23 protein-coding genes are annotated in these 24,789 nt (G+C 55.9%); 6 read left to right on the top strand and 17 right to left on the bottom strand.

All coding sequences use genetic code 11. The features are described 5' to 3' along the window. Positions 1-102 precede the first annotated feature (102 nt). The 3 genes from uvrA to GYRE_RS02765 all read left to right on the top strand — a co-directional run bounded on the left by uvrA (position 103) and on the right by GYRE_RS02765 (position 3,837). The gene (gene uvrA / locus GYRE_RS02755) at positions 103-2,928 is read left to right on the top strand and encodes an excinuclease ABC subunit UvrA (RefSeq protein ID WP_038252793.1); all 2,826 of its coding nucleotides are present in this window, start codon (positions 103-105) and stop codon (positions 2,926-2,928) included. A gap of 134 nt (positions 2,929-3,062) precedes the next feature. Then, positions 3,063-3,515, top strand: coding sequence for a hypothetical protein (locus GYRE_RS02760; RefSeq protein ID WP_072009029.1), 453 nt, complete (start codon positions 3,063-3,065; stop codon positions 3,513-3,515). After that, positions 3,499-3,837 (top strand): hypothetical protein, encoded by a 339-nt coding sequence (locus GYRE_RS02765; RefSeq protein ID WP_006816702.1) that lies wholly within the window; start codon positions 3,499-3,501, stop codon positions 3,835-3,837. The genes GYRE_RS02760 and GYRE_RS02765 overlap by 17 nt, the downstream gene beginning before the upstream one ends. Here GYRE_RS02765 and GYRE_RS02770 read toward each other — a convergent pair whose 3' ends face one another. The 5 genes from GYRE_RS02770 to dnaB form a co-directional block, all read right to left on the bottom strand. Further along, positions 3,838-4,194: an MmcQ/YjbR family DNA-binding protein gene (locus GYRE_RS02770; protein WP_006816701.1), complete on the bottom strand. Its 357-nt coding sequence runs from the start codon at positions 4,192-4,194 to the stop codon at positions 3,838-3,840. Between the two features lie 135 nt (positions 4,195-4,329). Further along, positions 4,330-5,043, bottom strand: a complete 714-nt coding sequence (aphA, locus tag GYRE_RS02775; RefSeq protein ID WP_038252798.1) for an acid phosphatase AphA — start codon at positions 5,041-5,043, stop codon at positions 4,330-4,332. A 200-nt stretch (positions 5,044-5,243) separates the two neighbouring features. Continuing rightward, complete coding sequence (gene tyrB, locus GYRE_RS02780; protein WP_038252801.1) at positions 5,244-6,437, bottom strand: aromatic amino acid transaminase; 1,194 nt, start codon at positions 6,435-6,437, stop codon at positions 5,244-5,246. Between the two features lie 112 nt (positions 6,438-6,549). Continuing rightward, positions 6,550-7,629, bottom strand: a complete 1,080-nt coding sequence (gene alr / locus GYRE_RS02785; RefSeq protein ID WP_038252803.1) for an alanine racemase — start codon at positions 7,627-7,629, stop codon at positions 6,550-6,552. Positions 7,630-7,674: 45 nt separating this feature from the next. Continuing rightward, a complete protein-coding gene (dnaB, locus tag GYRE_RS02790; protein ID WP_006816689.1) occupies positions 7,675-9,090 on the bottom strand; it encodes a replicative DNA helicase in 1,416 nt (471 codons plus the stop codon). Positions 9,091-9,171: 81 nt separating this feature from the next. On the opposite strand from dnaB, the gene GYRE_RS02795 reads away from it, so the two are divergent. Next, positions 9,172-10,155, top strand: coding sequence for a quinone oxidoreductase (locus tag GYRE_RS02795; RefSeq protein ID WP_038252806.1), 984 nt, complete (start codon positions 9,172-9,174; stop codon positions 10,153-10,155). Between the two features lie 172 nt (positions 10,156-10,327). On the opposite strand, the gene pspG is transcribed toward GYRE_RS02795, so the two are convergent. From pspG to GYRE_RS02815, 4 genes are all read right to left on the bottom strand, one after another. Next, complete coding sequence (pspG, locus tag GYRE_RS02800; RefSeq protein ID WP_038252808.1) at positions 10,328-10,570, bottom strand: envelope stress response protein PspG; 243 nt, start codon at positions 10,568-10,570, stop codon at positions 10,328-10,330. A 141-nt stretch (positions 10,571-10,711) separates the two neighbouring features. Further along, positions 10,712-11,710 (bottom strand): tRNA dihydrouridine(20/20a) synthase DusA, encoded by a 999-nt coding sequence (gene dusA / locus GYRE_RS02805; RefSeq protein ID WP_038252810.1) that lies wholly within the window; start codon positions 11,708-11,710, stop codon positions 10,712-10,714. Between the two features lie 81 nt (positions 11,711-11,791). After that, a complete protein-coding gene (locus tag GYRE_RS02810) occupies positions 11,792-12,988 on the bottom strand; it encodes a conjugal transfer protein TraF (RefSeq protein WP_373896531.1) in 1,197 nt (398 codons plus the stop codon). A gap of 227 nt (positions 12,989-13,215) precedes the next feature. Continuing rightward, positions 13,216-13,704, bottom strand: coding sequence for a cupin domain-containing protein (locus tag GYRE_RS02815; protein WP_038252815.1), 489 nt, complete (start codon positions 13,702-13,704; stop codon positions 13,216-13,218). Positions 13,705-13,818: 114 nt separating this feature from the next. Between GYRE_RS02815 and zur the strand changes: the two genes are divergently transcribed. After that, a complete protein-coding gene (gene zur / locus GYRE_RS02820) occupies positions 13,819-14,334 on the top strand; it encodes a zinc uptake transcriptional repressor Zur (RefSeq protein WP_038252817.1) in 516 nt (171 codons plus the stop codon). A gap of 34 nt (positions 14,335-14,368) precedes the next feature. Here zur and dinF read toward each other — a convergent pair whose 3' ends face one another. From dinF to GYRE_RS02835, 3 genes are all read right to left on the bottom strand, one after another. Then, positions 14,369-15,688, bottom strand: coding sequence for an MATE family efflux transporter DinF (dinF, locus tag GYRE_RS02825; protein WP_038252819.1), 1,320 nt, complete (start codon positions 15,686-15,688; stop codon positions 14,369-14,371). Between the two features lie 74 nt (positions 15,689-15,762). Next, positions 15,763-16,371 (bottom strand): transcriptional repressor LexA, encoded by a 609-nt coding sequence (gene lexA / locus GYRE_RS02830; protein ID WP_006816681.1) that lies wholly within the window; start codon positions 16,369-16,371, stop codon positions 15,763-15,765. A 109-nt stretch (positions 16,372-16,480) separates the two neighbouring features. Further along, the gene (locus GYRE_RS02835) at positions 16,481-16,849 is read right to left on the bottom strand and encodes a diacylglycerol kinase (RefSeq protein ID WP_006816680.1); all 369 of its coding nucleotides are present in this window, start codon (positions 16,847-16,849) and stop codon (positions 16,481-16,483) included. Positions 16,850-16,978: 129 nt separating this feature from the next. Between GYRE_RS02835 and plsB the strand changes: the two genes are divergently transcribed. Continuing rightward, entirely contained in the window at positions 16,979-19,399 is a 2,421-nt protein-coding gene (gene plsB / locus GYRE_RS02840) for a glycerol-3-phosphate 1-O-acyltransferase PlsB (RefSeq protein WP_006816679.1), read from the top strand. A 31-nt stretch (positions 19,400-19,430) separates the two neighbouring features. Here the strand turns inward: plsB and ubiA are convergent, their stop codons facing one another. From ubiA to malK, 5 genes are all read right to left on the bottom strand, one after another. Beyond that, complete coding sequence (gene ubiA / locus GYRE_RS02845; protein ID WP_038252821.1) at positions 19,431-20,300, bottom strand: 4-hydroxybenzoate octaprenyltransferase; 870 nt, start codon at positions 20,298-20,300, stop codon at positions 19,431-19,433. Positions 20,301-20,312: 12 nt separating this feature from the next. Continuing rightward, a complete protein-coding gene (gene ubiC / locus GYRE_RS02850; RefSeq protein ID WP_038252824.1) occupies positions 20,313-20,810 on the bottom strand; it encodes a chorismate lyase in 498 nt (165 codons plus the stop codon). Positions 20,811-21,001: 191 nt separating this feature from the next. Next, positions 21,002-21,937, bottom strand: a complete 936-nt coding sequence (gene malM / locus GYRE_RS02855) for a maltose operon protein MalM (protein ID WP_038252826.1) — start codon at positions 21,935-21,937, stop codon at positions 21,002-21,004. A 110-nt stretch (positions 21,938-22,047) separates the two neighbouring features. After that, positions 22,048-23,388: a maltoporin gene (locus GYRE_RS02860; RefSeq protein WP_038252829.1), complete on the bottom strand. Its 1,341-nt coding sequence runs from the start codon at positions 23,386-23,388 to the stop codon at positions 22,048-22,050. A gap of 44 nt (positions 23,389-23,432) precedes the next feature. Continuing rightward, positions 23,433-24,542 carry a maltose/maltodextrin ABC transporter ATP-binding protein MalK gene (gene malK / locus GYRE_RS02865; protein ID WP_006816674.1) on the bottom strand — a complete coding sequence of 370 codons (1,110 nt, stop codon included), beginning with the start codon at positions 24,540-24,542 and terminating at the stop codon, positions 23,433-23,435. Positions 24,543-24,789 lie beyond the last annotated feature (247 nt).

Raw genomic sequence — 24,789 nt, forward strand, 5'->3', positions numbered from 1 at the left:
GTATATTCATTCAGGTGAATTTGTGTCATAATTAGCCGTTTCTGACCGCCTGTTGTCCAGCAAAGCAAACAAGGCTCGCCGTGTATCTACCGGGAAAGGTGAATGGATAAGATCGAAGTTCGGGGCGCCCGCACCCATAATCTCAAGAACATCAACCTCGTGATCCCCCGCGACAAACTGATTGTCGTGACCGGGCTGTCGGGATCCGGAAAATCCTCGCTCGCTTTCGACACCCTGTATGCCGAAGGCCAGCGTCGCTATGTTGAATCTCTGTCCGCCTATGCGCGTCAGTTTTTGTCGTTGATGGAAAAGCCTGATGTCGATCATATCGAAGGGCTGTCCCCGGCAATTTCGATTGAACAGAAGTCGACCTCGCACAACCCGCGTTCTACCGTCGGTACTATCACTGAAATTCACGACTACCTGCGTCTGTTATATGCCCGCGTGGGTGAACCCCGCTGCCCGGATCACGACGTTCCGCTGGCGGCGCAGACGGTAAGCCAGATGGTCGATAACGTGCTGGCACTGCCGGAAGGCAAACGCCTGATGCTGCTGGCGCCGATCATTAAAGAACGTAAAGGCGAGCACACCAAAACGCTGGAAAACCTGGCAAGCCAGGGCTACATCCGCGCGCGTATCGACGGCGAAGTGTGCGATCTTTCAGATCCACCCAAGCTCGAACTGCAAAAGAAACACACCATTGAAGTGGTTGTCGACCGCTTTAAAGTCCGCGACGATCTTACGCAGCGTCTGGCTGAATCCTTTGAAACCGCGCTGGAGCTCTCTGGCGGTACCGCAGTCGTCGCCGATATGGACGATACCAAAGCCGAAGAGCTGCTGTTCTCCGCCAACTTTGCCTGTCCGATTTGCGGCTACAGCATGCGCGAGCTGGAACCACGCCTGTTCTCGTTCAACAACCCGGCAGGCGCTTGCCCGACCTGCGACGGCCTTGGCGTGCAGCAGTATTTCGATCCGGATCGCATCATTCAAAACCCGGAGCTGTCGCTGGCCGGTGGGGCCATTCGCGGCTGGGATCGCCGTAATTTCTATTACTTCCAGATGCTGAAATCCCTCGCCGATCATTACAAATTCGACGTCGAAGCCCCGTGGGCAAGCCTCGGTGCCAACGTACACAAAGTCGTGCTGTACGGCTCCGGCAAAGAATCAATCGAATTCAAATACATGAATGACCGCGGCGATACTTCCGTGCGTCGCCATCCGTTCGAAGGCGTGCTGCACAATATGGAGCGCCGCTATAAAGAGACGGAATCCAGCGCGGTACGCGAAGAACTGGCAAAATTTATCAGCAACCGCCCGTGCGCCACCTGTGACGGGACACGCCTGCGTCGTGAAGCGCGCCACGTGTTCGTCGAGAACACCCCGCTTCCGACCATTTCAGACATGAGCATCGGCCATGCGATGGACTTCTTCAACAACCTGAAGCTGTCCGGGCAGCGCGCGCAGATTGCCGAAAAAGTGCTGAAAGAGATCGGTGACCGCCTGAAGTTTCTGGTCAACGTTGGCCTGAACTACCTGACGCTTTCCCGCTCGGCGGAGACCCTCTCCGGCGGTGAAGCCCAGCGTATCCGCCTGGCAAGCCAGATTGGCGCAGGCCTGGTGGGCGTAATGTACGTGCTGGACGAACCGTCTATCGGTCTGCATCAGCGCGATAACGAGCGCCTACTCGGTACGCTTATCCATCTGCGTAACCTCGGCAACACGGTGATTGTGGTAGAGCACGACGAAGACGCCATCCGCGCCGCCGATCACGTGATTGATATCGGCCCGGGCGCCGGGGTTCACGGCGGGCAAGTGGTGGCTGAAGGTCCGCTGGAAGCCATCATGGCGGTACCAGAGTCTCTGACCGGCCAGTACATGAGCGGCAAACGTCAAATCGCGGTGCCGAAGCAGCGCGTTGCAGCTGACCCGGAAAAAGTGCTGAAACTCAGCGGCGCGCGCGGCAACAACCTGAAAGACGTCACGCTGACGTTGCCGGTGGGGCTTTTTACCTGCATCACCGGGGTCTCAGGCTCCGGCAAATCAACGCTGATTAACGACACCCTGTTCCCGATTGCGCAGACTCAGCTGAACGGCGCGACGCTGGCTGAACCAGCACCCTATCGTGATATTCAGGGCCTGGAGCATTTCGACAAGGTTATCGATATCGACCAGAGCCCGATCGGTCGTACTCCGCGTTCCAACCCGGCAACCTACACCGGCGTATTTACACCGGTCCGTGAACTGTTCGCCGGGGTGCCGGAAGCGCGCTCTCGCGGCTATACCCCTGGGCGTTTTAGCTTCAACGTTCGCGGCGGGCGCTGTGAAGCCTGCCAGGGCGACGGCGTGATTAAAGTTGAGATGCACTTCCTGCCGGATATCTACGTTCCTTGCGACCAGTGCAAAGGCAAACGCTATAACCGCGAAACGCTGGAGATTAAGTACAAAGGCAAAACTATCCACGAAGTGCTGGACATGACGATTGAAGAAGCCCGCGAGTTCTTCGATGCCGTTCCGGCGCTGGCGCGTAAGCTGCAAACCCTGATGGATGTTGGTCTGACCTACATTCGCCTTGGTCAGTCAGCGACCACGCTTTCCGGCGGTGAAGCCCAGCGCGTGAAGCTGGCGCGTGAGTTGTCGAAACGCGGTACCGGCCAGACGCTGTATATTCTCGACGAGCCGACCACCGGTCTGCACTTCGCCGATATCCAGCAACTGCTGGACGTACTGCACCAGCTCAGAGACCAGGGCAACACCATCGTGGTGATTGAGCACAACCTGGATGTGATTAAAACCGCAGACTGGATTGTCGACCTCGGTCCGGAAGGCGGCAGCGGCGGTGGGGAAATTCTTGTCTCCGGCACGCCGGAAACCGTTGCCGAATGCGAAGCATCGCATACGGCGCGCTTCCTGAAACCGCTTCTTAAGTAACGCCCCCTGCGCCTTGTTGATGTTCATCAAGGCGCATCTCTTTTCCTCTTTTTCGCACACTCTACTTTATTGACTTGCCTGAATCCGGGCAGCATGCTGAACTGAAAGCGTCTATCCTGCATAAGGTTCTGGTTATGTCAGCCGCTGTCCGTTTTTTAAGAATGGCGTTCCTCTTACCGATACTTCTCCTCACCGCCTGCTCGTTGACGGGAAACTACAACAGCGATGCCCATCGCCAGCTCGTGATGCTGCAGGCGCTGCATATGCAGTTTATTGATGACGCCACAGCGGATGATGAAAAGAGCATCCGGCAGGACAACCGCGACTACCGCCTGCAATATCGGGCTGCGACGCTATTTGCCGAGGATCTCGGGGACCCGTTACGGCTCAGCAATTTACGCTCGTTGAATACTATCTATCAGGCCCAATACCAACGACGGGAACAGCAGCAGCGTCCTTTCAACGCCGCGCAGGAAAAACTTTTCGGTCGCCAGGCGGCAAGCGCTTATCAACAGGCGATACGCGGTGAGTGCCTGCGCCCACGCTCGGTGTGCTATCAGGGGAACACGAATGTCGATATTCAGTGATCTACAGGCCGCCTTCTCCGCGCCCGCTTTTCGCCAGCAGGCAGGAGCGGACATTGGCAATGAGTGTCTGGCGCTGCTGAAGGAGGGTTTTGCCGATAACAACGCCTTCATCCGTGAAACCTGTGCTCAGCTCGCGGAAGCCTTTCGCGACAAAGCGCGCGGCGAGCTGGAGGCGGCCGATATGGAAGTGATGCTGATTGGTCTACAGGAGCAACTGAACATAGAGATAACCAACGCGCAAATAGCTCTCCGCACCCGTTTGCAAAATATCATCGAGCGGTTGCTTGATTTGTCGCTGTCGGTACTACTGAAAGCGCTGTAGTTATTCGCCAAGAATCGTTTTGCGGGTCTCTTCCGGGATCAGCGCCAGCGCCTGCTGCCAGGAGGCATCTACCAGATAGTAAATCTGTGAATCCGGAAGCGAGCCATCGAGGTAGACCGTGCTCCAGTGCGCTTTGTTGAGGTGTTTACTTGGACGCACATCGCTGTGCTGCTGGCGCAGCAGCTCAGCAAGCTCAGGGCTGGTTTTCAGCGAGGTGGCAGGACGACCTTCCACTTCCTTCACCATGGCAAAAAGAACGTCAGCTACTTTTATCTGCGTAGCCTTCCAGTCGCTGTGCACGCTCTGCTCAGCGCCCGGCTTGTTCATGCAATACTGTAGTAACTCCGAGATAGTCATCTGTGTACTCCCTGCCGCTTTCGGCAACTCGAGGGAAAGGGATATTTTCAGTGTGCAACAAGACGAGAAAAGGTAAAACCCGACACAGCAGAATTGCATAAAAAAACGGCAACCGAAAGGTTGCCGTTTAGCGATTTAGTACTCAGAGTTGACGATAACTTCTTCGCCGAACGCCCCCGCCATTGGCAATGGACGATACGTTGAGTTTGAGGCCCGCAGAATGCGGATACCACGAATGCCCACTTCACGTGCTGCGGTAATATCGTTATCCGAATCGCCGTAGAACATTTTCATGTTCTTCTCCTGCAGCCACTGGGTTTTCGTGTTCTGACCTTCTTTATCACCGGCGAAAATCACCGGGTTCATATTGACTGCCGGGATAAGAAAATCATCCTGCAGCGTTTTCGATACCGTTTCGGTTTTCGTCTGGCTGCGGCCAGTGACGAAATAAATGCTGTCGCCGCGCTTCACGTGCATGGTGATAAGCGCTTTTGCCACTTCTTTCGGAATGCTGAAAGCATCCCAACCGTTATTCATTTTTTCCCAGAACGCGGGATCTTTCAGATAAGCCTGCGAATCTGGCGAAAAGGTCTTCTGTCCGCGCCAGAACCCTGGGCTTGAGAACAACACGGTGTCATCAATGTCGAACCCTACCGCCATCGGCGGGCGTCCCAGCAGACTGTTTTCAATTTGCGCCACGGAAACCCAGTGAATCGGTGCCTGCTCGGCGAGGCGAGCAACGTTGGTACCCGGGTAGATAGGTGATGGCGTAGAGGCGCGTGCAACAACGGAGCTATTTAGCGTGAACAATAAGCAGGCGGCGCTGAGCGCCAATGTGATCTTGCGCATATTTTTCCCTAAACTATCAGATCGTTATTGTAATTAATTGCGTGGGTGATCAAAAAATCACCCTGACCATACTCCCGACAATGGATGAAGGAAAGGAATATCGCCTGGATTTATCATAGAAAAAGGTGATGATCACACTAATCACAACGGAGGGAAAATTATCACTCCCGGAGCGAGAGTGATAATTTGTTAGTGAGCACTTACATTACAGCGGCAAACGCCTGCGCCACGCGCTGTACGTTACGTGAGTTCAGCCCGGCCACGCACATCCGTCCGCTGGCTATCAGATAAACACCAAACTCTTCACGCAGACGATCGACCTGAGCTGCGCTCAGCCCGGTGTAGCTGAACATCCCACGCTGTTTCAACAGGTAATCGAAATTACGCCCCGGCATTGCCTCTTTCAGCACCTTCACCAGCTCCTGGCGCATCGCCAGAATACGCACCCGCATCTCCTCAACCTCACTCAGCCATGAGGCTTTCAGCTCCGGAGTGTTCAGCACGGCGGCGACCAGCTGCGCACCAAAGTTCGGCGGGCTGGAGTAGTTGCGACGCACGGTCGCTTTCAGCTGTCCCAGCACGCGGGAAGCGGCATCGGTGTCTTCACAAACCACCGACAGTCCGCCAACACGTTCGCCATACAGCGAGAAAATCTTCGAGAATGAGTTGCTGACCAGCAGCGGCAGCCCGGAGTCGGCAAAGGCGCGAATCGCATACGCGTCCTCTTCCATCCCGGCACCGAAGCCCTGATAAGCAATATCAAGGAATGGGATCAGGTTGCGTGCTTTGGCGACTTCAATCACCGCATCCCACTGGGCGTCGTTCAGATCAGCACCGGTCGGGTTATGGCAGCACGGGTGCAGCAGCACAATGCTCTGTTCCGGCAGCGTGCTGAGGGTCTCCAGCAGCGCGTTAAAGCGCACGCCGTTGCTCTCGGCGTCATACCACGGATAGGTGCGAACCTTGAATCCGGCGCCCTCAAAAATAGCCACATGGTTTTCCCACGTCGGGTCGCTGACCCATACGCCAGAATCCGGGAAGTAGCGTTTCAGGAAATCAGCACCAATTTTCAACGCTCCTGACCCCCCCAGCGTCTGCACGGTAGCAACACGCTTTTGGGTGATAACCGGGTGTTGTGCGCCAAACAGCAGCGGTGCAACGGCGCTACGGTAAGTATTCAGCCCTTCCATCGGCAGATAGAGCGAGGCGCCGTGCGGCTGCGCATTCAGCTGAGCTTCCGCTTTACCAACGGCCTGAAGCTGCGGGACTATCCCGTCTTCGTTGTAATACAGGCCAATGCTGAGATTGACTTTGTCGCTCCGGGGGTCTTCTTTGAAACGCTCCATTAAGGAGAGAATGGGGTCGCCAGCATAGGCGTCAACTTTCTGAAACACGCGATGGTTCTCCAGATTTACGAGTGCAGGTCTATTCACAATAAACCGGATACCGGAGAAGATCGAGGATATGTTTCCCTCCCCCAAAGGGAGAGGGAAAACGGCAGGAAGGTCAGTCGATGTATTTCATCGCAACCCTTGAAGTCAGGCGCGTGATAAGTTCGTAAGCACTCACTTTTGTTATCTCAGCAATCCGTTCAACCGGCAACGAATCGCCCCACATCACCACCGGGTCACCCGCTTTATCTTTTGCCTGCGGTCCCAGGTCGACGCACACCATGTCCATCGCCACACGGCCAACGATGGGCACTTCGCGGCCGTTTACCAGCACCGGTGTACCGGAAGGAGCGGCGCGCGGGTAGCCGTCGCCGTAGCCCATCGCCACGACCCCAAGGCGCGTATCGCGCTCACTAAGCCAGGTACCGCCGTAGCCCACAGGCTCACCGGCTTTGTGCTCACGCACGGCAATCAGGCTTGAGGTCAACGACATCACCGGCTGGAAGCCAAACTCCGGCCCCCAGGGCTTCTGCTCCAGCGGCGATACACCATAGAGAATAATCCCCGGACGTACCCAGTCGAAATGCGACTGCGGCCAGAGCAGGATCCCGCCGGAAGCGGCAATGGAGCGTTGTCCTGGTTTACCTGCGGTGAAAGTTTCGAACGTATCCAGCTGCTGCTCGGTTGCACCGCACTCCGGCTCGTCGGCACGGGCGAAATGGCTGACGATATTGACCGGCTGATTCACGTTCTTGCAGGCGCACAGACGCTGATAGAAGGCATCGGCCTCTTCCGGACGCACCCCGAGACGGTGCATACCGGTGTCGAGCTTCATCCAAACCGTCACCGGCTCAGGCAGCTCGGCCTGCTCGAGTGCTTCCAGCTGCTCCAGGTTATGCACCGCGGTATGCAGATGCTGACGAGAAATCATCGGCAGATCGTCGGGATTAAAGAACCCTTCCAGCAGTAAAATCGGTTGGGTAATGCCGCCTTCCCGCAGTCTCAGCGCCTCTTCGAGGCGAGCGACGCCGAAAGCGTCGGCATCAGGGAGCGTTCGCGCAGTCTCAAGAAGACCGTGGCCGTAAGCGTTCGCTTTCACGACTGCAACCAGCTTGCTGGCAGGCGCCAGTTCACGGAGTCGTTGCAGGTTGTGTCGCAGAGCGCGGCGGTTAATGACAACAGTTGCCGCTTGCATTTGAATTCCTTGGGAAATGTATTCTTTGATTACCTAATCAATCCGTTATTCATCATCGTACTGCGGGCCCGCGTAGTTATCAAAGCGGGACCACTGGCCGTTGAAGGTGAGGCGCACCGTACCGATCGGGCCGTTACGCTGCTTACCAATAATGATTTCGGCGATGCCTTTTAAGTCGCTGTTTTCGTGATAAACCTCATCACGATAGATGAACATGATGAGGTCAGCATCCTGTTCGATGGAGCCAGATTCACGCAGATCCGAGTTCACCGGGCGCTTGTCGGCGCGCTGTTCCAGGGAGCGGTTAAGCTGCGAGAGCGCCACCACCGGCACCTGCAACTCTTTTGCCAGCGCTTTTAATGAACGCGAAATTTCCGCGATTTCGAGGGTTCGGTTGTCCGACAGAGACGGTACCCGCATCAGCTGCAGGTAGTCGATCATGATGAGCCCTAATCCGCCGTGCTCACGGGCAATACGCCGCGCACGTGAACGGACTTCCGTCGGCGTCAGGCCGGAGGAGTCATCAATATAGATATTCCGTTTTTCCAGCAGAATGCCCATGGTGCCGGAGATGCGCGCCCAGTCTTCATCATCAAGCTGGCCGGTACGAATACGGGTCTGATCAACGCGGGAAAGCGAGGCCAGAGAACGCATCATAATCTGTTCGGATGGCATCTCGAGACTGAAGATAAGTACAGGCTTATCCTGCAACATTGCCGCGTTTTCAACGAGGTTCATCGCAAATGTCGTTTTACCCATCGACGGACGCGCCGCCACGATGATGAGATCCGATGGCTGCAGACCTGCGGTTTTTTTATTCAGGTCGTCATAACCGGTGTTCACCCCGGTGACGCCATCATGCGGCTGCTGGAAGAGCTTTTCGATACGCGCGACGGTGGCATCCAGCACGTCGGCGATATTTTTCGGACCTTCGTCTTTGTTGGCACGGCTTTCAGCGATTTTGAATACGCGGGATTCAGCAAGATCGAGCAGGTCTTCGCTGGTGCGGCCCTGTGGATCAAAACCGGCTTCGGCGATTTCATTCGCTACCGAGATCATCTCACGAACAACAGCACGTTCACGCACGATGTCAGCATAAGCGCTGATATTCGCTGCACTTGGTGTGTTTTTTGACAGTTCTGCAAGATAGGCGAAGCCGCCGACGCTATCAAGCTGCCCCTGGCGCTCCAGCGATTCCGCGAGCGTAATCAGGTCGATTGGGCTGCCCGTTTCCTGTAAACGCGCCATCTCCGTGAAGATATGGCGGTGCGGACGGGTGTAGAAATCGTCGGATACCACGCGCTCGGCAACATCGTCCCAGCGCTCGTTATCCAGCATTAAACCGCCCAACACCGACTGTTCCGCTTCAATCGAGTGCGGCGGTACTTTCAGCCCGGCAACCTGGAAATCACGGTCACGGGGTTCAGTCTGTTGTTTGTTGAAGGGTTTATTTCCTGCCATAGTGAACGGAGTTACCAAAAAAGAGAGAGACAGCGCAGTATAACGCACGGTGTCTGGAAATGAATCAACAAAGGAGTTCAAATGGCAACGCGTATTGAATTTCACAAGCATGGCGGCCCTGAAGTGCTGAAAGCCGTTGAGTTCACTCCCCATGCTCCCGCAGAACACGACATCCAGGTAGAAAACAAAGCTATCGGTATCAACTACATCGATACCTATATTCGCAGCGGTCTGTACCCACCGCCGTCGCTCCCAAGCGGACTTGGCACCGAGGCGGCCGGGATTGTGCGCCAGGTCGGCTCTGCCGTCACGCATATCAAGGTTGGCGATCGGGTGGTCTACGCCCAGTCGGCGCTCGGTGCTTACAGCACTATCCACAACGTTCCGGCCAATAAGGCAGCCCTGCTTCCGGACGCTATCTCCTTTGAACAGGCCGCCGCCTCCTTCCTGAAGGGGTTGACCGTCTTTTATCTGCTACGAAAAACTTACGAGCTAGCTCCCGGCGAACCGTTTTTATTCCACGCGGCCTCGGGTGGCGTTGGCCTTATCGCCTGCCAGTGGGCAAAAGCGCTGGGTGCTAAGTTGATTGGTACCGTTGGCAGCGCCGAGAAAGCCCAACGCGCGCTGCAGGCCGGAGCATGGCAGGTCATCAACTACCGTGAAGAGAACATCGCCGAACGGGTGAAAGAAATCACCGAGGGTAAAAAAGTCCGAGTGGTATACGACTCCGTTGGCAAAGACACCTGGGAAGCCTCCCTTGACAGCCTGCAGCGCCGTGGGTTGATGGTCAGTTTTGGCAACGCCTCCGGTCCGGTAACCGGCGTAAACCTGGGCATTCTTAATCAGAAAGGCTCGCTGTACGTCACCCGTCCTTCTCTTCAGGGATACATCACCACCCGTGAGGAACTCGCAGAGGCCAGCAATGAGCTGTTTTCGCTGATTGCCAGCGGGGTGATTAACGTTGATGTGGCAGCCAGTCAGAGGTATGCCCTGCATGACGCGCAAAAAGCGCATGAGGTACTGGAGAGTCGGGTAACCCAGGGCTCAAGCCTGCTTATCCCGTAACGGTCGTCAGAAAGAATTAGGGCTTCTCAGAGAGAAGCCCATTCTTTTTTTTAGTTCGGCTGTATGTAGGGTACAGCGCGATGAATTCAGTACCGCGCGATAGTGACAGATTTATGACGCTAATCCTATGTGCCCACGGGCAAAATTTTTCAGGTTGTGATCCCTGACACTTTTAGTAACGCCAGCGGTCGTCGCGACGATAACGTTCCATCTTTGGCGCTTTCAGTGCACGAATAATCCACACCACCGCAATCGCCAGCAGCAGCCACGGTAGCAACTTCACCACCAGCGCGAACAGCCCACCAACAAACATCAGCGCAGTCGCTACGATCACCGCCGCCAGGATCCCCAGCAGCGATATCCCCGTCACCAGCAACATGACGAAAAATCCAATGATAAATAACAGTTCCAGCATGGTTTCTTCCCTCAATTCGTAAAAACATCACTACCTGAGTTATTACAAAAAGCATGCCAAAATTAACACATTGAATTATAACAAAAACGCCCTGAACTCAATGTCAGGGCGTGGTGAATTTGACGAAATAGTAGTGAAAAATTAACGTTTATTCGCTACCAGCTGCAGCGCTTGTTCCAGAACTTCAACATCCGCTCCAGCTTTGTGGGCGTTCTCACTCAGGTAACGACGCCACTGACGCGCGCCCGGAATGCCCTGGAACAGGCCAAGCATATGGCGAGTCATGTGGCCCAGATACGTGCCGTTGCTGAGCTCGCGCTCAATGTATGGATACATTGCCCGCACCACCGCAACCGGGTCAGGATCTGCGGCACTGCCAGCAAAAATCTCACGGTCAACCGCCGTCAGGATCCCCGGGTTCTGGTAGGCTTCGCGCCCTACCATTACACCGTCCATATGCTGAAGATGTATTTTTGCCTCTTCGAGTGACTTAATGCCACCGTTAATCGCCATGGTCAGATGTGGGAAATCACGCTTCAGCTGATACACGCGCGGGTAGTCAAGCGGTGGGATCTCCCGGTTCTCTTTCGGGCTGAGGCCTGAGAGCCACGCTTTGCGGGCGTGGATGATGAACATCTCGCACTCGCCGTGTCCGGAAACGGTATTGATAAAATCGCAGAGGAATTCATAGCTGTCCTGGTCGTCGATACCGATACGGGTTTTCACGGTCACCGGAATCGACACCACATCACGCATCGCTTTCACGCAGTCGGCCACCAGCTGCGCGTTGCCCATCAGACAGGCACCAAACATGCCGTTCTGCACACGATCGGACGGACAGCCAACGTTGAGGTTAATCTCGTCGTAGCCGCGCGTTTCGGCAAGCTTTGCGCAGTGGGCCAGCGCCGCCGGGTCGCTGCCGCCCAGCTGCAGGGCCAGCGGATGCTCTTCTTCGCTATATGCCAGATAGTCGCCCTTACCGTGAATAATGGCGCCGGTGGTCACCATCTCTGTATACAGCAGTGTCTGGCGCGACAGCAGGCGCAGAAAATAGCGGCAGTGTCTGTCCGTCCAGTCGAGCATGGGCGCAATAGAGAAGCGGTGAGCAGGGAAAACAGGTGTCGGCGTGTCTTGCAGCATGGCGAATATTTAAGCATCCGGGTAAAAAGGGGCGCTACTATAGCACAAAGACAGCGCGGAGGCGTGAACCTCCGCGCGTCCTCAGAAGGTCAGGCTGAGCTGTGCCCCTGCCCCCCAGGTTTCATCCTCACCGTAAAGACCCATCAGGTCGACGTGAACCGTATTCAGCGGCGCGAAGCCAACACCGGCGGTGAACACGTTGCTGTCGTTGTTTTTCACATCCGCACGATAACCGGCGCGCAGCGCCAGCCACTGCAGCGGCTTCACTTCAGCGCCCACGCCCACGTACTGGGAGTTATCTTCGCTTTTGAAACCCTTCGTTTCCGTCAGATCGCCATCTGCGGTCAGGGTCAGCAACTCGTTGTGCCAGGCGACGCCTGCCGTCACCAGCGGGCGGATCTGGTAGGTATCACGCACGCCATCAACCTCTTTGGTATCAATGTCGCGGGACATCAGGTTCTGCCCGCTCAGACCCACCGTCCAGCTTTCACCAAAATCGGCCGCCATCCCGGCATCGACGTTAAAACCGGTATCACTGTTGCGGTAACGACTGTTGTTGAGATCGCCGCTGTGATAGTTGTAAATCGAGACGGTGTAGTTGTAGAGCCATGTTTGCTGCAGCTTCGGCGTAACGCCGAGCGACACTGGAACGCCGCCAATATCAAACTGGCGCGCAATGGCTACCCCGTAGTCCGATACGATAGCCGCCCGGCCAAACCCTTTCGACTGTAGCGAGTTGGGATCCACCGTCAACGCACGGGCAGGCACCGACTGGATACTCCGCAGCAGGTCGATATCACCCTGATCGATGTACGAACTCACCCGGGCATTGGCGTACGCTTTCGCCATAAACGCCACCGAAAGTGCATCGCTCGGCAGGCTCACCGCAATGCCGCCTGCCGCCTTGCCATTGGCGGTTTTACCTTTCAGGGAATCGAGCTGGTCGGCGAGATCGCCCGCCGCAGAAGAGACCTGCTTGTATCCCGGAGAGCCAGGACGGAACAGATCGAAGATATTGATATTCTTGAGAGAGTTACGATAGTTATCGACATCATCGCTGATGTCGTCGATTTGATCGCGCAGATTGTCTTTATCGCTTATCTGCGCACCAAGCGCCGGACCGACAACCGCAATACCATCAGAGGATTTCGCTTTTGCCAGCAGCGCGGGGTTGATGAAAATGGCGCTACCGTAGCTCGCGGAAGCCACCCCCGTTCCCCCCATTGCGTCACCGCGCGCTTCCGACCACGTATTTGCCGCTACCGCCTGATTTGCCATAAAAAGTGAAACTGCCAGCGATAATGCTGAATATTTGACGTTATATTTCACAATACTCTCGTTATTTGCAGTTAAGTGTTTATCCCTTTCTGTTATCTCCTGGAAAGGGGTGAACTATTGCTGTGAATAACGATGGAAAAAGCGTCTAAACCCAGAGTTCAATTGCAGTGGCCATCACTGATTTGGTTATAGTTTGTGATGGCCCTCAATATTTATAGTCAAGGATGCTATTTTGCGGAAGGTTTGCCGTTATGTGGGCCAAAAAATTGCGGCGGGTGATCCACCCATCGATCCTCCCGGGTTGCGGCGTAATCCGGGTTTAACGGGTAGTAAATCCGGTTATGTTTCTTATTTGCCTCTCCGACCACTAATAAACAGACGTCCTCTTCCGAGTCATTAATGAAGGTATGACACACCCCGGTTCCTGCCGGGAAACCTACGCTATCACCGGGCGACAGCGGCCAGAGATAACCGTTGATCCATACATGCGGATGCCCCTCCAGCACATAGATAAACTCCTCCTCATCGCTTTCTGCGTGTGGATAAGAGGTTCTGCGGCCAGGCGGCAGACGCTCGTGGTGAATACCCATACGAGTGAGCCCTAAACGACGCGCCAGCGGCGCACCAATCGAAAACAGCTCCTTGCTACCGGAATAAGTCGAGTCATCCGGACCTTCCACTTCACGCCAGTGGCGAATGCAATCTGGTCTTTTCATTATCTTTTATCCTGAACGTGAGATGCATCAGGTATAGCACACCCGCCGGGATCTCGGTGTTTTAGACTTAATGTGATAAAGTAACGAAATACATTTCGCACCCTGAGGATGCTCATGGATAAGACAACTTCGCAAAAGCTGTTAGCACACGCCGAAAAAATGTGTGCGCAACGCGGTGTGCGCCTGACTCCGCAGCGCCTTGAGGTATTACGCCTGATGAGCCTGCAGCCGGGTGCTATCAGCGCTTATGACCTGCTCGACCTGCTACGGGAAGCCGAGCCGCAGGCCAAACCCCCTACCGTCTATCGCGCCCTCGAGTTTCTGCTTGAGCAGGGGTTTGTGCATAAAGTGGAGTCCACCAACAGCTACGTGCTGTGCCACATGTTCGATAAGCCTACGCATACTTCCGCGATGTTTATCTGCGATCGCTGTGGCGTGGTGAAAGAAGAGAGCGCTGAAGGGGTTGAGGACATCATGCATACGCTGGCGGCGAGAATGGGTTTTGCCCTGCGCCACAACGTGATTGAAGCCCATGGCCTGTGCTCTGCCTGCGTGGAAGTGGAAGCCTGCCGCCATCCTGATGATTGTGGTCATGACCACTCTATTCAGGTGAAGAAAAAGCCCCGTTAACAAAAAAGGGCGGTCAATGACCGCCCTTTCTGCATCACGCAAACCAGGTCCCACGCTGCCAGTGTCGCCGCCAGATCCATGCAAGTGACAGACCGCGCAACGCCAGAAACACCGCCAGCGACAGCCACAATCCGTGATTCCCCAGCAGCGGTACCGTCAGTAAGGTCAGGGCGAAACCTGCCGCTGCAACTGCCATGCTGTTACGCATTTCAGCGCCGCGCGTCGCCCCGATGAACATACCGTCGAGCAGATAGCACCAGACGCCGATAAGCGGTAACACCACCTGCCAGATAACATAGCGATCTGCCAGTTGCTGCAGCTCGGGGAGCGAAGTCAGAAGTGCGATAATCCCTTTTCCGGCCAGCAGATAAACCAGCGCAAAAGCCAGCGCCACGAGGCCCGACTGCCGACATGCGGCGTGCCAGACGTGGCGCAATTTGCTGCCATCCCGTGCGCCGTATGCCTGCCCGGAATGCGCCTCCACGGCATAGGCAAAACCATCCAGGGCATAGGCGGTAAAGGTGAGCATCGTCATCAGCACCGCGTTCACCGCCACAACGTCGCCGCCAAGTCGCGCACCTAAAACGGTGATCGCACCAAAACACAGCTGTAGCAACAGCGAGCGCAGCATGATGTCCCGGTTAAGCGCCAGCAGCCGCCGGAGGTTACCCCGCCAGGCGTTTTTCAGCATCTCTCGGGTGATACCGCGCAGCCGCAGCACCCGCCGCACCATCAGCAGGCCGATGAAAAAGGTCGCGTATTCAGCGATAGCCGTCGCCAGCGCCGCGCCCTGCACATCCATATGCAGTCCCATAACCAGCCAGAGGTCGAGGGTGATATTCAGAATATTGCCGACTACCAGCAGGATGACCGGCGCACGGGCATACTGCACGCCAAGCAGCCAGCCCAGCAGCACCAGGTTTGCCAGCGACGCCGGAGCGCTGAGCCAGCGAATCTCCAGGAAGCGCCGCGCCTGCTCCAGCACAGCCTCACTGCCACCAACCACCTGCAGCGCCAGATTGATAATGGGCTCCCGCAGCAGGACTATCAGCACTCCGGCGCCTAACGCCAGCAGCAGCGGCTGAACCAGTGCCCTTGCCAGGGCCTGGGGATCTCTCGCCCCAAACGCCTGGGCGGTAAACCCGGTCGTACTCATGCGCAAAAAGAGCAGCAGCATAAACAGGAAGCTGGTTGCCGTAGCACCTACCGCCACACCGCCGAGATACACGGGGCTGTCGAGATGACCAATCACAGCGGTATCCACCAGACCCAAAAGCGGTACGGTGATGTTGGAGAAAATCATCGGCAACGCCAGACGCCACAGCGCCTTATCGGCTGCGTTGAAAAGCTGCATAGAAAAATGCCTGAAGAGAGATCAAGAGAGGAACAGACTGCGGCAAGCGTTGTACCGCAGTCGTTGAGGAAGGGTTACAGCCACTCACCGTTGCGGATTACGCCTACTGCCAACCCTTCGATAGAGAAGCTCTGCTGACGCAGATCGACCACAATCGGGGTGAACTCGGTGTTTTCCGGCAACAGTTCGACGGTGTTACCCTGCTTTTTAAGGCGTTTTACGGTTACTTCGTCGTCAATACGCGCGACGACCACCTGGCCGTTACGCACATCCTGAGTTTTATGCACCGCCAGCAGGTCGCCGTCCAGAATACCGATATCCTTCATCGACATACCGCTGACGCGCAGCAGGAAATCCGCGCTCGGTTTGAACATGGCTGGGTCAACCTGATAGTGACCTTCAATGTGCTGCTGTGCCAGCAGCGGTTCACCGGCGGCAACACGGCCTACTAACGGTAAACCCTCTTCTTCTTCCACCAGCAGGCGGATACCGCGCGACGCGCCAGACACAATTTCGATGGCGCCTTTACGCGCCAGCGCTTTCAGGTGTTCTTCTGCCGCATTCGGGGAACGGAACCCCAGCTGCTTGGCGATCTCCGCACGTGTTGGCGGCATACCGGTCTGGCCGATATGTTCCCGAATGAGATCAAACACCTCTTGCTGCCTGGTCGTTAACGCTTTCATCCCGCCCCCTGGGTGTATATACAGTTATGCTGTGAGTATATACAGTTAACGGCGATTTTGGAACCACAAAAAGCACAAAAAACAAGTGTCTTAATCAATTCTGGAAGCATTATCGAAAATGCGACCACAACAGCGTGCCCCAGGTGATTAATGCGATAAAAATAGACAGCAGCACCGCGGCGCTGCCCATATCTTTCGCACGACCGGAGAGCTCGTGGTGCTCCGGGCCAATTCTGTCGACCACCGCTTCGATCGCACTGTTGAGAATTTCCACTATCATCACCAACAGGACCGAGCCAATCAGCAGAACGCGGGTTATCGCATCGACATCCAGCCAACAGGCAATGATGACGGCCAGAATCGCGACGGTCCCCTCCTGGCGGAAGGCGGCTTCGTTACGCCAGGCGGCGCGGAATCCTTTCCAGGAGTAGCCAGCGGCTTTGATGATGCGGGTTATCCCAGTGGTATCATTGGCCATTAAATGAACCTTTTTCGATTTTATATGTTAATCACAGTGTAGACGCACAGCACACGCGCAGAAATTCTGTACGCTTTCTGGTATTCTTGCCGCGCAATTGCATTATTAACCAGAGGCTTTACATCGTTTATGTCTGGCTGGCCAAGAATTTACTACAAATTACTGAATTTACCATTAAGCATCCTGGTAAAAAGCAAGTCTATTCCGGCAGAACCTGCGCAGGAGTTAGGGCTCGATACGTCACGCCCGATTATGTACGTGCTGCCCTACAACTCTAAGGCAGACCTGCTGACTTTGCGCGCCCAATGCCTGGCGCACGACTTACCCGATCCGCTGGAACCGCTGGAGATAGACGGCACGCTGCTGCCGCGCTACGTCTTCATTCACGGTGGCCCGCGTGTCTTCACGTATTACACCCCGAAAGAAGAGTCCATCAAGCTGTTCCACGACTATCTGGATCTGCACCGCAGCAATCCCGATCTGGACGTGCAGATGGTACCGGTATCGGTGATGTTCGGTCGCTCCCCGGGGCGCGAGAAAGGGGAAGAGAACCCGCCGCTGCGCATGCTGAACGGCATTCAGAAGTTCTTCGCCGTCACCTGGCTTGGCCGCGACAGCTTTGTGCGCTTCTCGCCGTCGGTGTCGCTGCGCTGGATGGCAACCGAGCACGGTACCGACAAAACCATCGCTCAGAAACTGGCGCGAGTGGCACGCATGCACTTTGCTCGTCAGCGTCTGGCCGCGGTTGGGCCGCGTCTGCCGGCGCGTCAGGACCTGTTCAACAAGCTGCTGGCCTCAAAGGCTATCGCCCGTGCCGTTGAAGATGAAGCGCGCAGCAAGAAAATTTCCCACGAGAAGGCGCAACAGAACGCTATTGCGCTGATGGAAGAGATTGCGGCCAACTTCTCCTACGAGATGATCCGCCTGACTGACCGTATTCTCGGCTTTACCTGGAACCGTCTGTACCAGGGCATTAACGTGCACAACGCCGAGCGCGTTCGCCAGTTAGCTCACGACGGTCATGAGATTGTGTATGTGCCCTGCCACCGCAGCCACATGGACTACCTGCTGCTTTCCTACGTGCTGTATCACCAGGGTCTGGTGCCGCCGCATATTGCTGCCGGTATCAACCTGAACTTCTGGCCCGCAGGGCCGGTGTTCCGCCGCCTTGGTGCGTTCTTTATTCGTCGTACCTTCAAGGGTAACAAGCTCTATTCCACCGTATTTCGCGAATATCTGGGTGAGCTGTTCAGCCGTGGCTACTCTGTTGAGTACTTTGTGGAGGGCGGTCGTTCCCGTACTGGTCGTCTGCTGGATCCGAAAACCGGTACCCTGTCGATGACCATTCAGGCGATGCTGCGCGGCGGTACCCGTCCTATCACCCTGGTACCGATTTACATCGGCTACGAACACGTGATGGAAGTGGGGACTTACGCCAAAGAGCTACGCGGGGCGACCAAAGAGAAAGAGAGCCTGCCGCAGATGCTGCGCGGTCTTAGCAAGTTACGCAATCTGGGCCAGGGCTATGTGAACTTCGGCGAACCGATGCCGCTCACGACCTACCTGAACCAGCACGTCCCGACCTGGCGCGAAGCTATCGATCCTATCGAAGCGATACGTCCGGCCTGGCTGACGCCGACGGTGAACAACATTGCAGCAGACCTGATGGTGCGCATCAACAATGCCGGTGCGGCAAACGCCATGAACCTGTGCTGTACCGCGCTGTTGGCCTCGCGCCAGCGTTCGCTCACCCGTGAGCAACTGACCCAGCAGCTGGAGTGCTATCTCGAGCTGATGCGTAATGTGCCGTATTCACCAGATTCGACCGTACCGTCAATGTCTGCCAGCGCGCTTATCGATCACGCGTTGCAGATGAACAAGTTCGAAGTCGAGAAGGATACCATCGGCGATATCATCATTCTGCCGCGCGAGCAGGCGGTGCTGATGACCTACTATCGCAACAACATCACCCACATGCTGATGATGCCGTCGCTGCTGGCCGCAATTATCACTCAGCACCGTCACATCTCGCGTAGCGAGGTTCAGCGCCACATCGACACGCTCTACCCGCTGCTGAAGGCCGAGCTGTTCCTGCGCTGGGAAAAAGACGAGTTGGCGGGTGTTATCGATGCACTGATCGCAGAAATGCAGCGTCAGGAGCTGGTCACACTGGAAGAGGGTGAGCTGCGCATTAACGCTTCACACTCCCGTACATTGCAACTGCTGGCAGCGGGCGCACGTGAAACGCTGCAGCGTTACGCCATCACCTTCTGGCTGCTGAGCGCGAACCCGTCCATCAACCGCAGTACGCTTGAGAAAGAGAGCCGTACCGTGGCGCAGCGTCTGTCGGTGCTGCACGGGATCAACGCACCAGAGTTCTTTGATAAAGCCGTGTTCAGTACTCTGGTACTGACGCTACGCGATGAAGGATTCATCAGTGATACCGGTGATGCGGACACGAATGAAACGATGAAGGTCTATCAGATGCTGGCGGAGTTAATTACCTCCGACGTGCGCTTGACGATTGAGAGTGCAAGCCAGGACGCTTAAATGAAAAAGGCCCTCTGTGAGGGCCTTTTTATTAACCAAGAAAGCTTATTGCCAGACCGATAAACAGCACCAGTCCAACGTAGTTATTGTTCATAAACGCTTTAAAACAGGCGTCACGTTCGCGGTCTTTAATCAGCTTCTGCTGATAAACGAACAGCGCCCCGGCAATCGCCACCGCCCAGTAAAACTCCCAGTTCAGCTGATTCAGCCAGCCAATTGTCACCATCAACGCCAGCACGCCGGCCTGCAAAATGCCGATAATCAGTTTGTCGTTTTTCCCAAACAGGATGGCGGTCGATTTAATGCCGATTTTCAGGTCGTCGTCGCGGTCAACCATTGCATACTGGGTGTCGTACGCCACCGCCCACAAAATGTTAGCGAGGAACATTAACCAGCAACTTAATGGTAAGTGCTCACTAACTGCGGCAAAGGCCATGGGAATTGACCAGCCAAATGCCGCCCCCAGCACCACCTGCGGCAAATGGGTATAGCGCTTCATGAACGGGTATACCCAGGCGAGCGCCAGGCCTGCCACCGACAGCAAAATCGTCATGGTATTCAGCGTCAACACCAGGACGAATGAACACAGCACCAGCGCCACAAACAGCACTCGCGCCTCTTTCTCGGTGACATCTCCGCTTGGCAATGGCCGATGGGCAGTGCGTTTCACATGGCCGTCGAACTTTCGATCGGCGTAGTCATTCACCACGCAGCCCGCCGCGCGCATCAGCCAGACGCCCGCCACAAACACCGCCAGGATCCACAGCGGAGGAACTCCAGGTTCGGCGAGCCACAGCGCCCATAGTGTCGGCCACAGCAGCAGCAGCGTGCCTATCGGTTTGTCGGTACGCATCAGGCGGTTATACGCCAACAACTTATGCTGCGTCAGACTCCACTCCATTTCTTCTACCTCTTAATACAACGGCGATGCAGGCAAAAACAGCTCTGTCAGCAGCAGCGGTTTTCCACTCAGGCGAAGGCGGGAACGACGCCCCCACAGGTCTGCATGGCGTCCAATTTCAATAAAGTCACGGGTGAGCTGCGAGGACGTAAACAGATAGCGCCCCAGCGGCGTCTTCCCGAGTTGTTGCAATGCCAGCTCCGGGCCACTCAGCGTCGACTCCGGCACGACGGTACGGCCGGCAAGCCACGGCTCACCGTCAGCGCACAGCAGTATCTCGCGCAGCCAGTAACGCGGTTCTTCGGGTAACAGACTCCGTTCTTCGGCTATCTCATCGCCCGTGACGAAGTCTTCACGGATCATGGTGACCGTTATCTGCTTGCCCTGCTGCTCAAAACGTTTAGTCATGGAATCTTCCAGCAACAGCCAGTCGAGCTGCTCCGGTTCCAGAGGGGGAATTGCGTCAAAATAGCGCAGCGCACGCAGCTGCGTGAGCGCAGGATGTGTCATGCCTGACTTCTCCAATACCTGATTTATCGGCATTGTATCGCAGAAAATCAATTTCGTGGGGGCTCAAACGTCAATATACGATCATCGGCGCAACAGCTATGCAACAGCAGAGGCAGGTCACAAAAAAAGGAACGCCCAGAAAGGGCGCTCCGAAAGGCTTAGCCTAAAACATCAGCACTGCGGGGAGACGGTCACCCCTTGCCTTTTACACTGCTGATAAAGGTGGAACGCGCTGAGGTGGAGCCAAGGCGCTCTGCCTCGTCCAGAAGCTTCAGCGCTTTATCAACATCACCCTTCGCAACCGCTTGTTTGATTGCGTTATTAAAATAGCTTTCGGTATCGGTCAGCACGGGCTCGCTTTTCTTCGCCGGTGCCGGAGCTGGCGCGGCGGCAACCGGCGCGGCATAAACCGGTGCTGCCGTATTGCCTACCGTCACCGGGCCAGTCGTAGAGGAGCCAAACAACGGGCCAACCAGCACGCTGGAGCCTGACGAGGTTTTCACCTTCAGTTTCACGGTGCCATCGGTGACGTGGCGGGCAATCGGGTCAGGAATATCCGGAATCGCATTACCGGTACCTTTGGCATAGGCTTTCGCCGGATCCAGCAGCGTGGTGGTCTTCTGCAGGTCCTGCGGCGTGGTGAACACCAGAACATAAATTTTCTGCTGACCCAGCGCAGGTGTCAGGCGCATTTCACCTTCCAGACGGTCCGCGCTCATCACGCCCGGCTCCTGGTAAGTGAAATAACTGCTCGGGAAGAACGCCGAAGGCGTCATGTTCTGATCAAGAATCAGCACGTTCGGTGCAAACACTTGGGTTCTTTTATCTACTTCGCTGGTGAGCGTCAGGTACAGTTCACCGATATTTGCCGGTACGCTGTACGCCGCAACCGGGCCAGAAATCCCCGGTACGTTGAGCTGCTGACCACCGGCGGCAAGCGAGGTGCTTTGAATTTTAGATTGATCAACTGGGGTCCAGACCAGTTTCTGCAGAGCATCAGCAGGGATCGCCGGTGCAGCGGCGGTGTTCTGCGGAACAATGTTCACCTCAGCAAACGTCAACGCAGGGGCACTTGCCAGCAGACCCGCACAGAGACTCAGTGCGACGAGACTTTTTTTCATTTTCATTGTTATTACCTCAGACAATGGCCAAGCGGTAGCCAGGCAATAGCGCGCTGGGCCGAAGGACAGAGGGGCTTTCGCCCCTCATCAGGTCATTACAGGGGGTTAACGGGCCATTACCACCAGATTTCCATCTGGGCGCCGAAGGTCCACTCGTCGCTGTCACCGCGGCCGAAGGAACCACCGTTGAAGCCATTGCTGGTCGCCTTGCCGTAGTTAGGGTTGGTCGCGGAGTTACCGTTGTAGTCGTAGCCCCACTTCTCATCCCACTTGGCGTAGGTAGCGAACAGACGAATCGCCGGACGAGACCAGATGCTGTCACCGGCCTGCCATTGCTGTGCAAGGGTAATTTTGTACTGGTTGTTGGTGTCGCCGGTATTCTGCGACTTCACGTTGTCGTAGCCCACTTCCAGCAGGGTGCTCATGATAGGCGTCCACTTGTACATTGGGCGCACACCGACGGTCCACCATTGGGTCCCGTTGTTGTTATCCCAGCTGATGTCCTGATACATACCGACGTACATCAGATCCCAGCTGTCGCCGAGGGAGATGGCGCCGTGGTCGAGAACGCGCAGCAGGTGGCCGTTGTTGTTAATCGCGTAGGCATATTTGTCGTTATCGATACCAACACCAGAACCCTGTGCCTGACCTTTACCCTGCGAAGTCATGGCATCGGTCGCGTACTGTATAACAAACTTGTTGTAGCCCTTCAGCATGCTCTGAGTATGTTCTGCAGTAAGCATCCAGCCATCTTTAGAGGCACCGTCAACCAGATAGTAATTGTCACGTTCGTTGGCACGACCGTAGTCAACACCAAACTCCAGAGTACCGCCCGGGTTCACTTCCATCTGTGCTAAACGCACGTCGAACACGTCATTGGCAGTACGGCTGGTGTAGTCATAGATACTGTTGCTGGCGAAGGAAGAAGAACCGCCTGCTTCAGAAGAACGCGTCGCTGCGAGAGAAAGTTTACCGAAGCCGACGTCGATGTTTTCCAGACCTGCGCCCGGGCCGGAGATATCCCAGTAGTAGAAGTCGATCATGTGGACGTCATGACGCTGATAGAAACGCTTACCGGCCCAGATGGTGGAGCCAGGCAGCCAGTCGATCAGGTTTTTACCCTGCACGTTGGCTTCACGGAATGCCGGGTCAGTCGCTTCCCAGTCATTCTGCTGTGCTACGGAGTATGCAACGTTGGTATCGAAGTAGAAGCTCTTATCACCTTCTTTCCACACTTCCTGGCCCAGTTTCAGCTCAGCGTAGGTTTCACATTCGTTACCAAGACGGTACTTACTTTGGGCACCGGTCGCCTGGAAGCATTGCTGCTCGCCGCCGCTGCCTGTCCAGCCGATACCGGAACGGGCATACCCGTGGAAATCAACGGCCATCGCCTGGGCGGACAACACGCCCGCCGCAACGGCAACTGCCAGTGGAAGTTTGCGCAGAGTAATCATCATTCTATCTCCTGAGATCATTGCTTTTCTCTTGTTTTTTATGGGATTTAAACGCCAGGCTCTTGATGCAGCCGACGACAAGCTGTGCCATCTTCACGGAACAGATGACAGCGCTCTGGCGGCAAACCAATGGCGAATGTGGCTCCCTCTTCTACCAACACCACATCAGCCTGGCGGTAGACCAGGTTCTGACGAATGGCGGGGATCTGGATATGAATTTGCGTTTCGTGGCCCAGCTGTTCGACGACCTGCACTTCCCCTTCGAGAGTGACGTCGGCGATATCGCTCGGCAGCAGATGTTCCGGGCGAATACCCAGCGACATGTTGGCGCCAACTTGTACACCGTTGCTTTCCACCGGCAGCCAGATGCGCTGGCGATTTGGCAGTTCTACCTGAACCTGTTCAATCGCGGTGGCGGTGACTTTCACCGGCAGGAAGTTCATTTTTGGCGAACCGATAAAGCCCGCGACGAAGCGATCCGCCGGGTAGTGATACAGCTCCAGCGGTTTACCGGTTTGCGCGACGCGGCCGGCGTCCAGCACCACGATTTTGTCGGCAAGCGTCATGGCTTCTACCTGATCGTGGGTGACGTAAATCATCGTGCGGCCAAGGCGTTTGTGCAGGCGCGAGATCTCAATGCGCATCTGCACGCGCAGCGCGGCATCGAGGTTGGAAAGCGGTTCATCGAGCAGGAAGACGCGCGGCTCTGCCACCAGCGTACGGCCAATTGCCACGCGCTGGCGCTGGCCGCCGGATAACGCCTTCGGCTTGCGCTCAAGCAGGTGCGCCAGTTGCAGCACTTCCGCCACCTGGTTCACGCGTTGGGCGATAACCTCTTTCTTGGCTCCGGCAAGCTTCAGGCCAAAGGACATGTTTTCGGCAACGGAGAGATGCGGGTAAAGCGCATAGGACTGGAACACCATCCCAACGCCGCGCTCGGCGGGTGGAATGTCGTTCATGCGAATATCGCCAATCAGCAGATCCCCGCTGGTAATCGTCTCCAGCCCGGCAATCATGCGCAGCAGCGTCGACTTACCACAACCTGACGGCCCGACAAACACCACGAACTCCCCTTCGTGAATGTCGAGGTTAATGTCTTTCGACACCACCACATCGCCCCAGGCTTTCGTTACATTTCGCAGCTGTACGCTCGCCATCCCCTTCTCCCTTCGTTACAACCTGTCACTAACGGAAATACTCAAGATGGCCTGACTATGCGGCATTGATAACGTGGGTGAATCCTCCACCCCCGGGGTTTTTAATGGGGGAGGAGACGGGAGGATGAGACGGCGGGCTCTGCCACCCGATGTTGCGCGGAGGGGGGATTTTCGTGATGGGAGCGGCAAATTCAGGTGCGGTTTTATGTGCGCCAACGCTCATAACGGCTATTTATGCAATGCAGAT

It is taken from the genome of Yokenella regensburgei ATCC 49455 (assembly GCF_000735455.1).
Classification (GTDB): Bacteria; Pseudomonadota; Gammaproteobacteria; order Enterobacterales; family Enterobacteriaceae; genus Yokenella; species Yokenella regensburgei.

Bases quoted from the DNA above. Each gene is read 5' to 3' on its own strand.
- plsB (WP_006816679.1), top strand. From the start codon at position 16,979: ATGTCTGGCTGGCCAAGAATTTACTACAAATTACTGAATTTACCATTA.
- GYRE_RS02860 (WP_038252829.1), bottom strand. From the start codon at position 23,388: ATGATGATTACTCTGCGCAAACTTCCACTGGCAGTTGCCGTTGCGGCG.
- dinF (WP_038252819.1), bottom strand. From the start codon at position 15,688: ATGCAGCTTTTCAACGCAGCCGATAAGGCGCTGTGGCGTCTGGCGTTG.
- pspG (WP_038252808.1), bottom strand. From the start codon at position 10,570: ATGCTGGAACTGTTATTTATCATTGGATTTTTCGTCATGTTGCTGGTG.
- GYRE_RS02810 (WP_373896531.1), bottom strand. From the start codon at position 12,988: ATGGCAAATCAGGCGGTAGCGGCAAATACGTGGTCGGAAGCGCGCGGT.
- alr (WP_038252803.1), bottom strand. From the start codon at position 7,629: ATGCAAGCGGCAACTGTTGTCATTAACCGCCGCGCTCTGCGACACAAC.
- GYRE_RS02760 (WP_072009029.1), top strand. From the start codon at position 3,063: ATGTCAGCCGCTGTCCGTTTTTTAAGAATGGCGTTCCTCTTACCGATA.
- ubiC (WP_038252824.1), bottom strand. From the start codon at position 20,810: ATGACACATCCTGCGCTCACGCAGCTGCGTGCGCTGCGCTATTTTGAC.
- malK (WP_006816674.1), bottom strand. From the start codon at position 24,542: ATGGCGAGCGTACAGCTGCGAAATGTAACGAAAGCCTGGGGCGATGTG.
- GYRE_RS02815 (WP_038252815.1), bottom strand. From the start codon at position 13,704: ATGAAAAGACCAGATTGCATTCGCCACTGGCGTGAAGTGGAAGGTCCG.
- malM (WP_038252826.1), bottom strand. From the start codon at position 21,937: ATGAAAATGAAAAAAAGTCTCGTCGCACTGAGTCTCTGTGCGGGTCTG.
- GYRE_RS02835 (WP_006816680.1), bottom strand. From the start codon at position 16,849: ATGGCCAATGATACCACTGGGATAACCCGCATCATCAAAGCCGCTGGC.
- aphA (WP_038252798.1), bottom strand. From the start codon at position 5,043: ATGCGCAAGATCACATTGGCGCTCAGCGCCGCCTGCTTATTGTTCACG.
- lexA (WP_006816681.1), bottom strand. From the start codon at position 16,371: ATGAAAGCGTTAACGACCAGGCAGCAAGAGGTGTTTGATCTCATTCGG.
- ubiA (WP_038252821.1), bottom strand. From the start codon at position 20,300: ATGGAGTGGAGTCTGACGCAGCATAAGTTGTTGGCGTATAACCGCCTG.
- GYRE_RS02765 (WP_006816702.1), top strand. From the start codon at position 3,499: ATGTCGATATTCAGTGATCTACAGGCCGCCTTCTCCGCGCCCGCTTTT.
- dnaB (WP_006816689.1), bottom strand. From the start codon at position 9,090: ATGGCAGGAAATAAACCCTTCAACAAACAACAGACTGAACCCCGTGAC.
- GYRE_RS02795 (WP_038252806.1), top strand. From the start codon at position 9,172: ATGGCAACGCGTATTGAATTTCACAAGCATGGCGGCCCTGAAGTGCTG.
- uvrA (WP_038252793.1), top strand. From the start codon at position 103: ATGGATAAGATCGAAGTTCGGGGCGCCCGCACCCATAATCTCAAGAAC.
- zur (WP_038252817.1), top strand. From the start codon at position 13,819: ATGGATAAGACAACTTCGCAAAAGCTGTTAGCACACGCCGAAAAAATG.
- GYRE_RS02770 (WP_006816701.1), bottom strand. From the start codon at position 4,194: ATGACTATCTCGGAGTTACTACAGTATTGCATGAACAAGCCGGGCGCT.
- dusA (WP_038252810.1), bottom strand. From the start codon at position 11,710: ATGCTGCAAGACACGCCGACACCTGTTTTCCCTGCTCACCGCTTCTCT.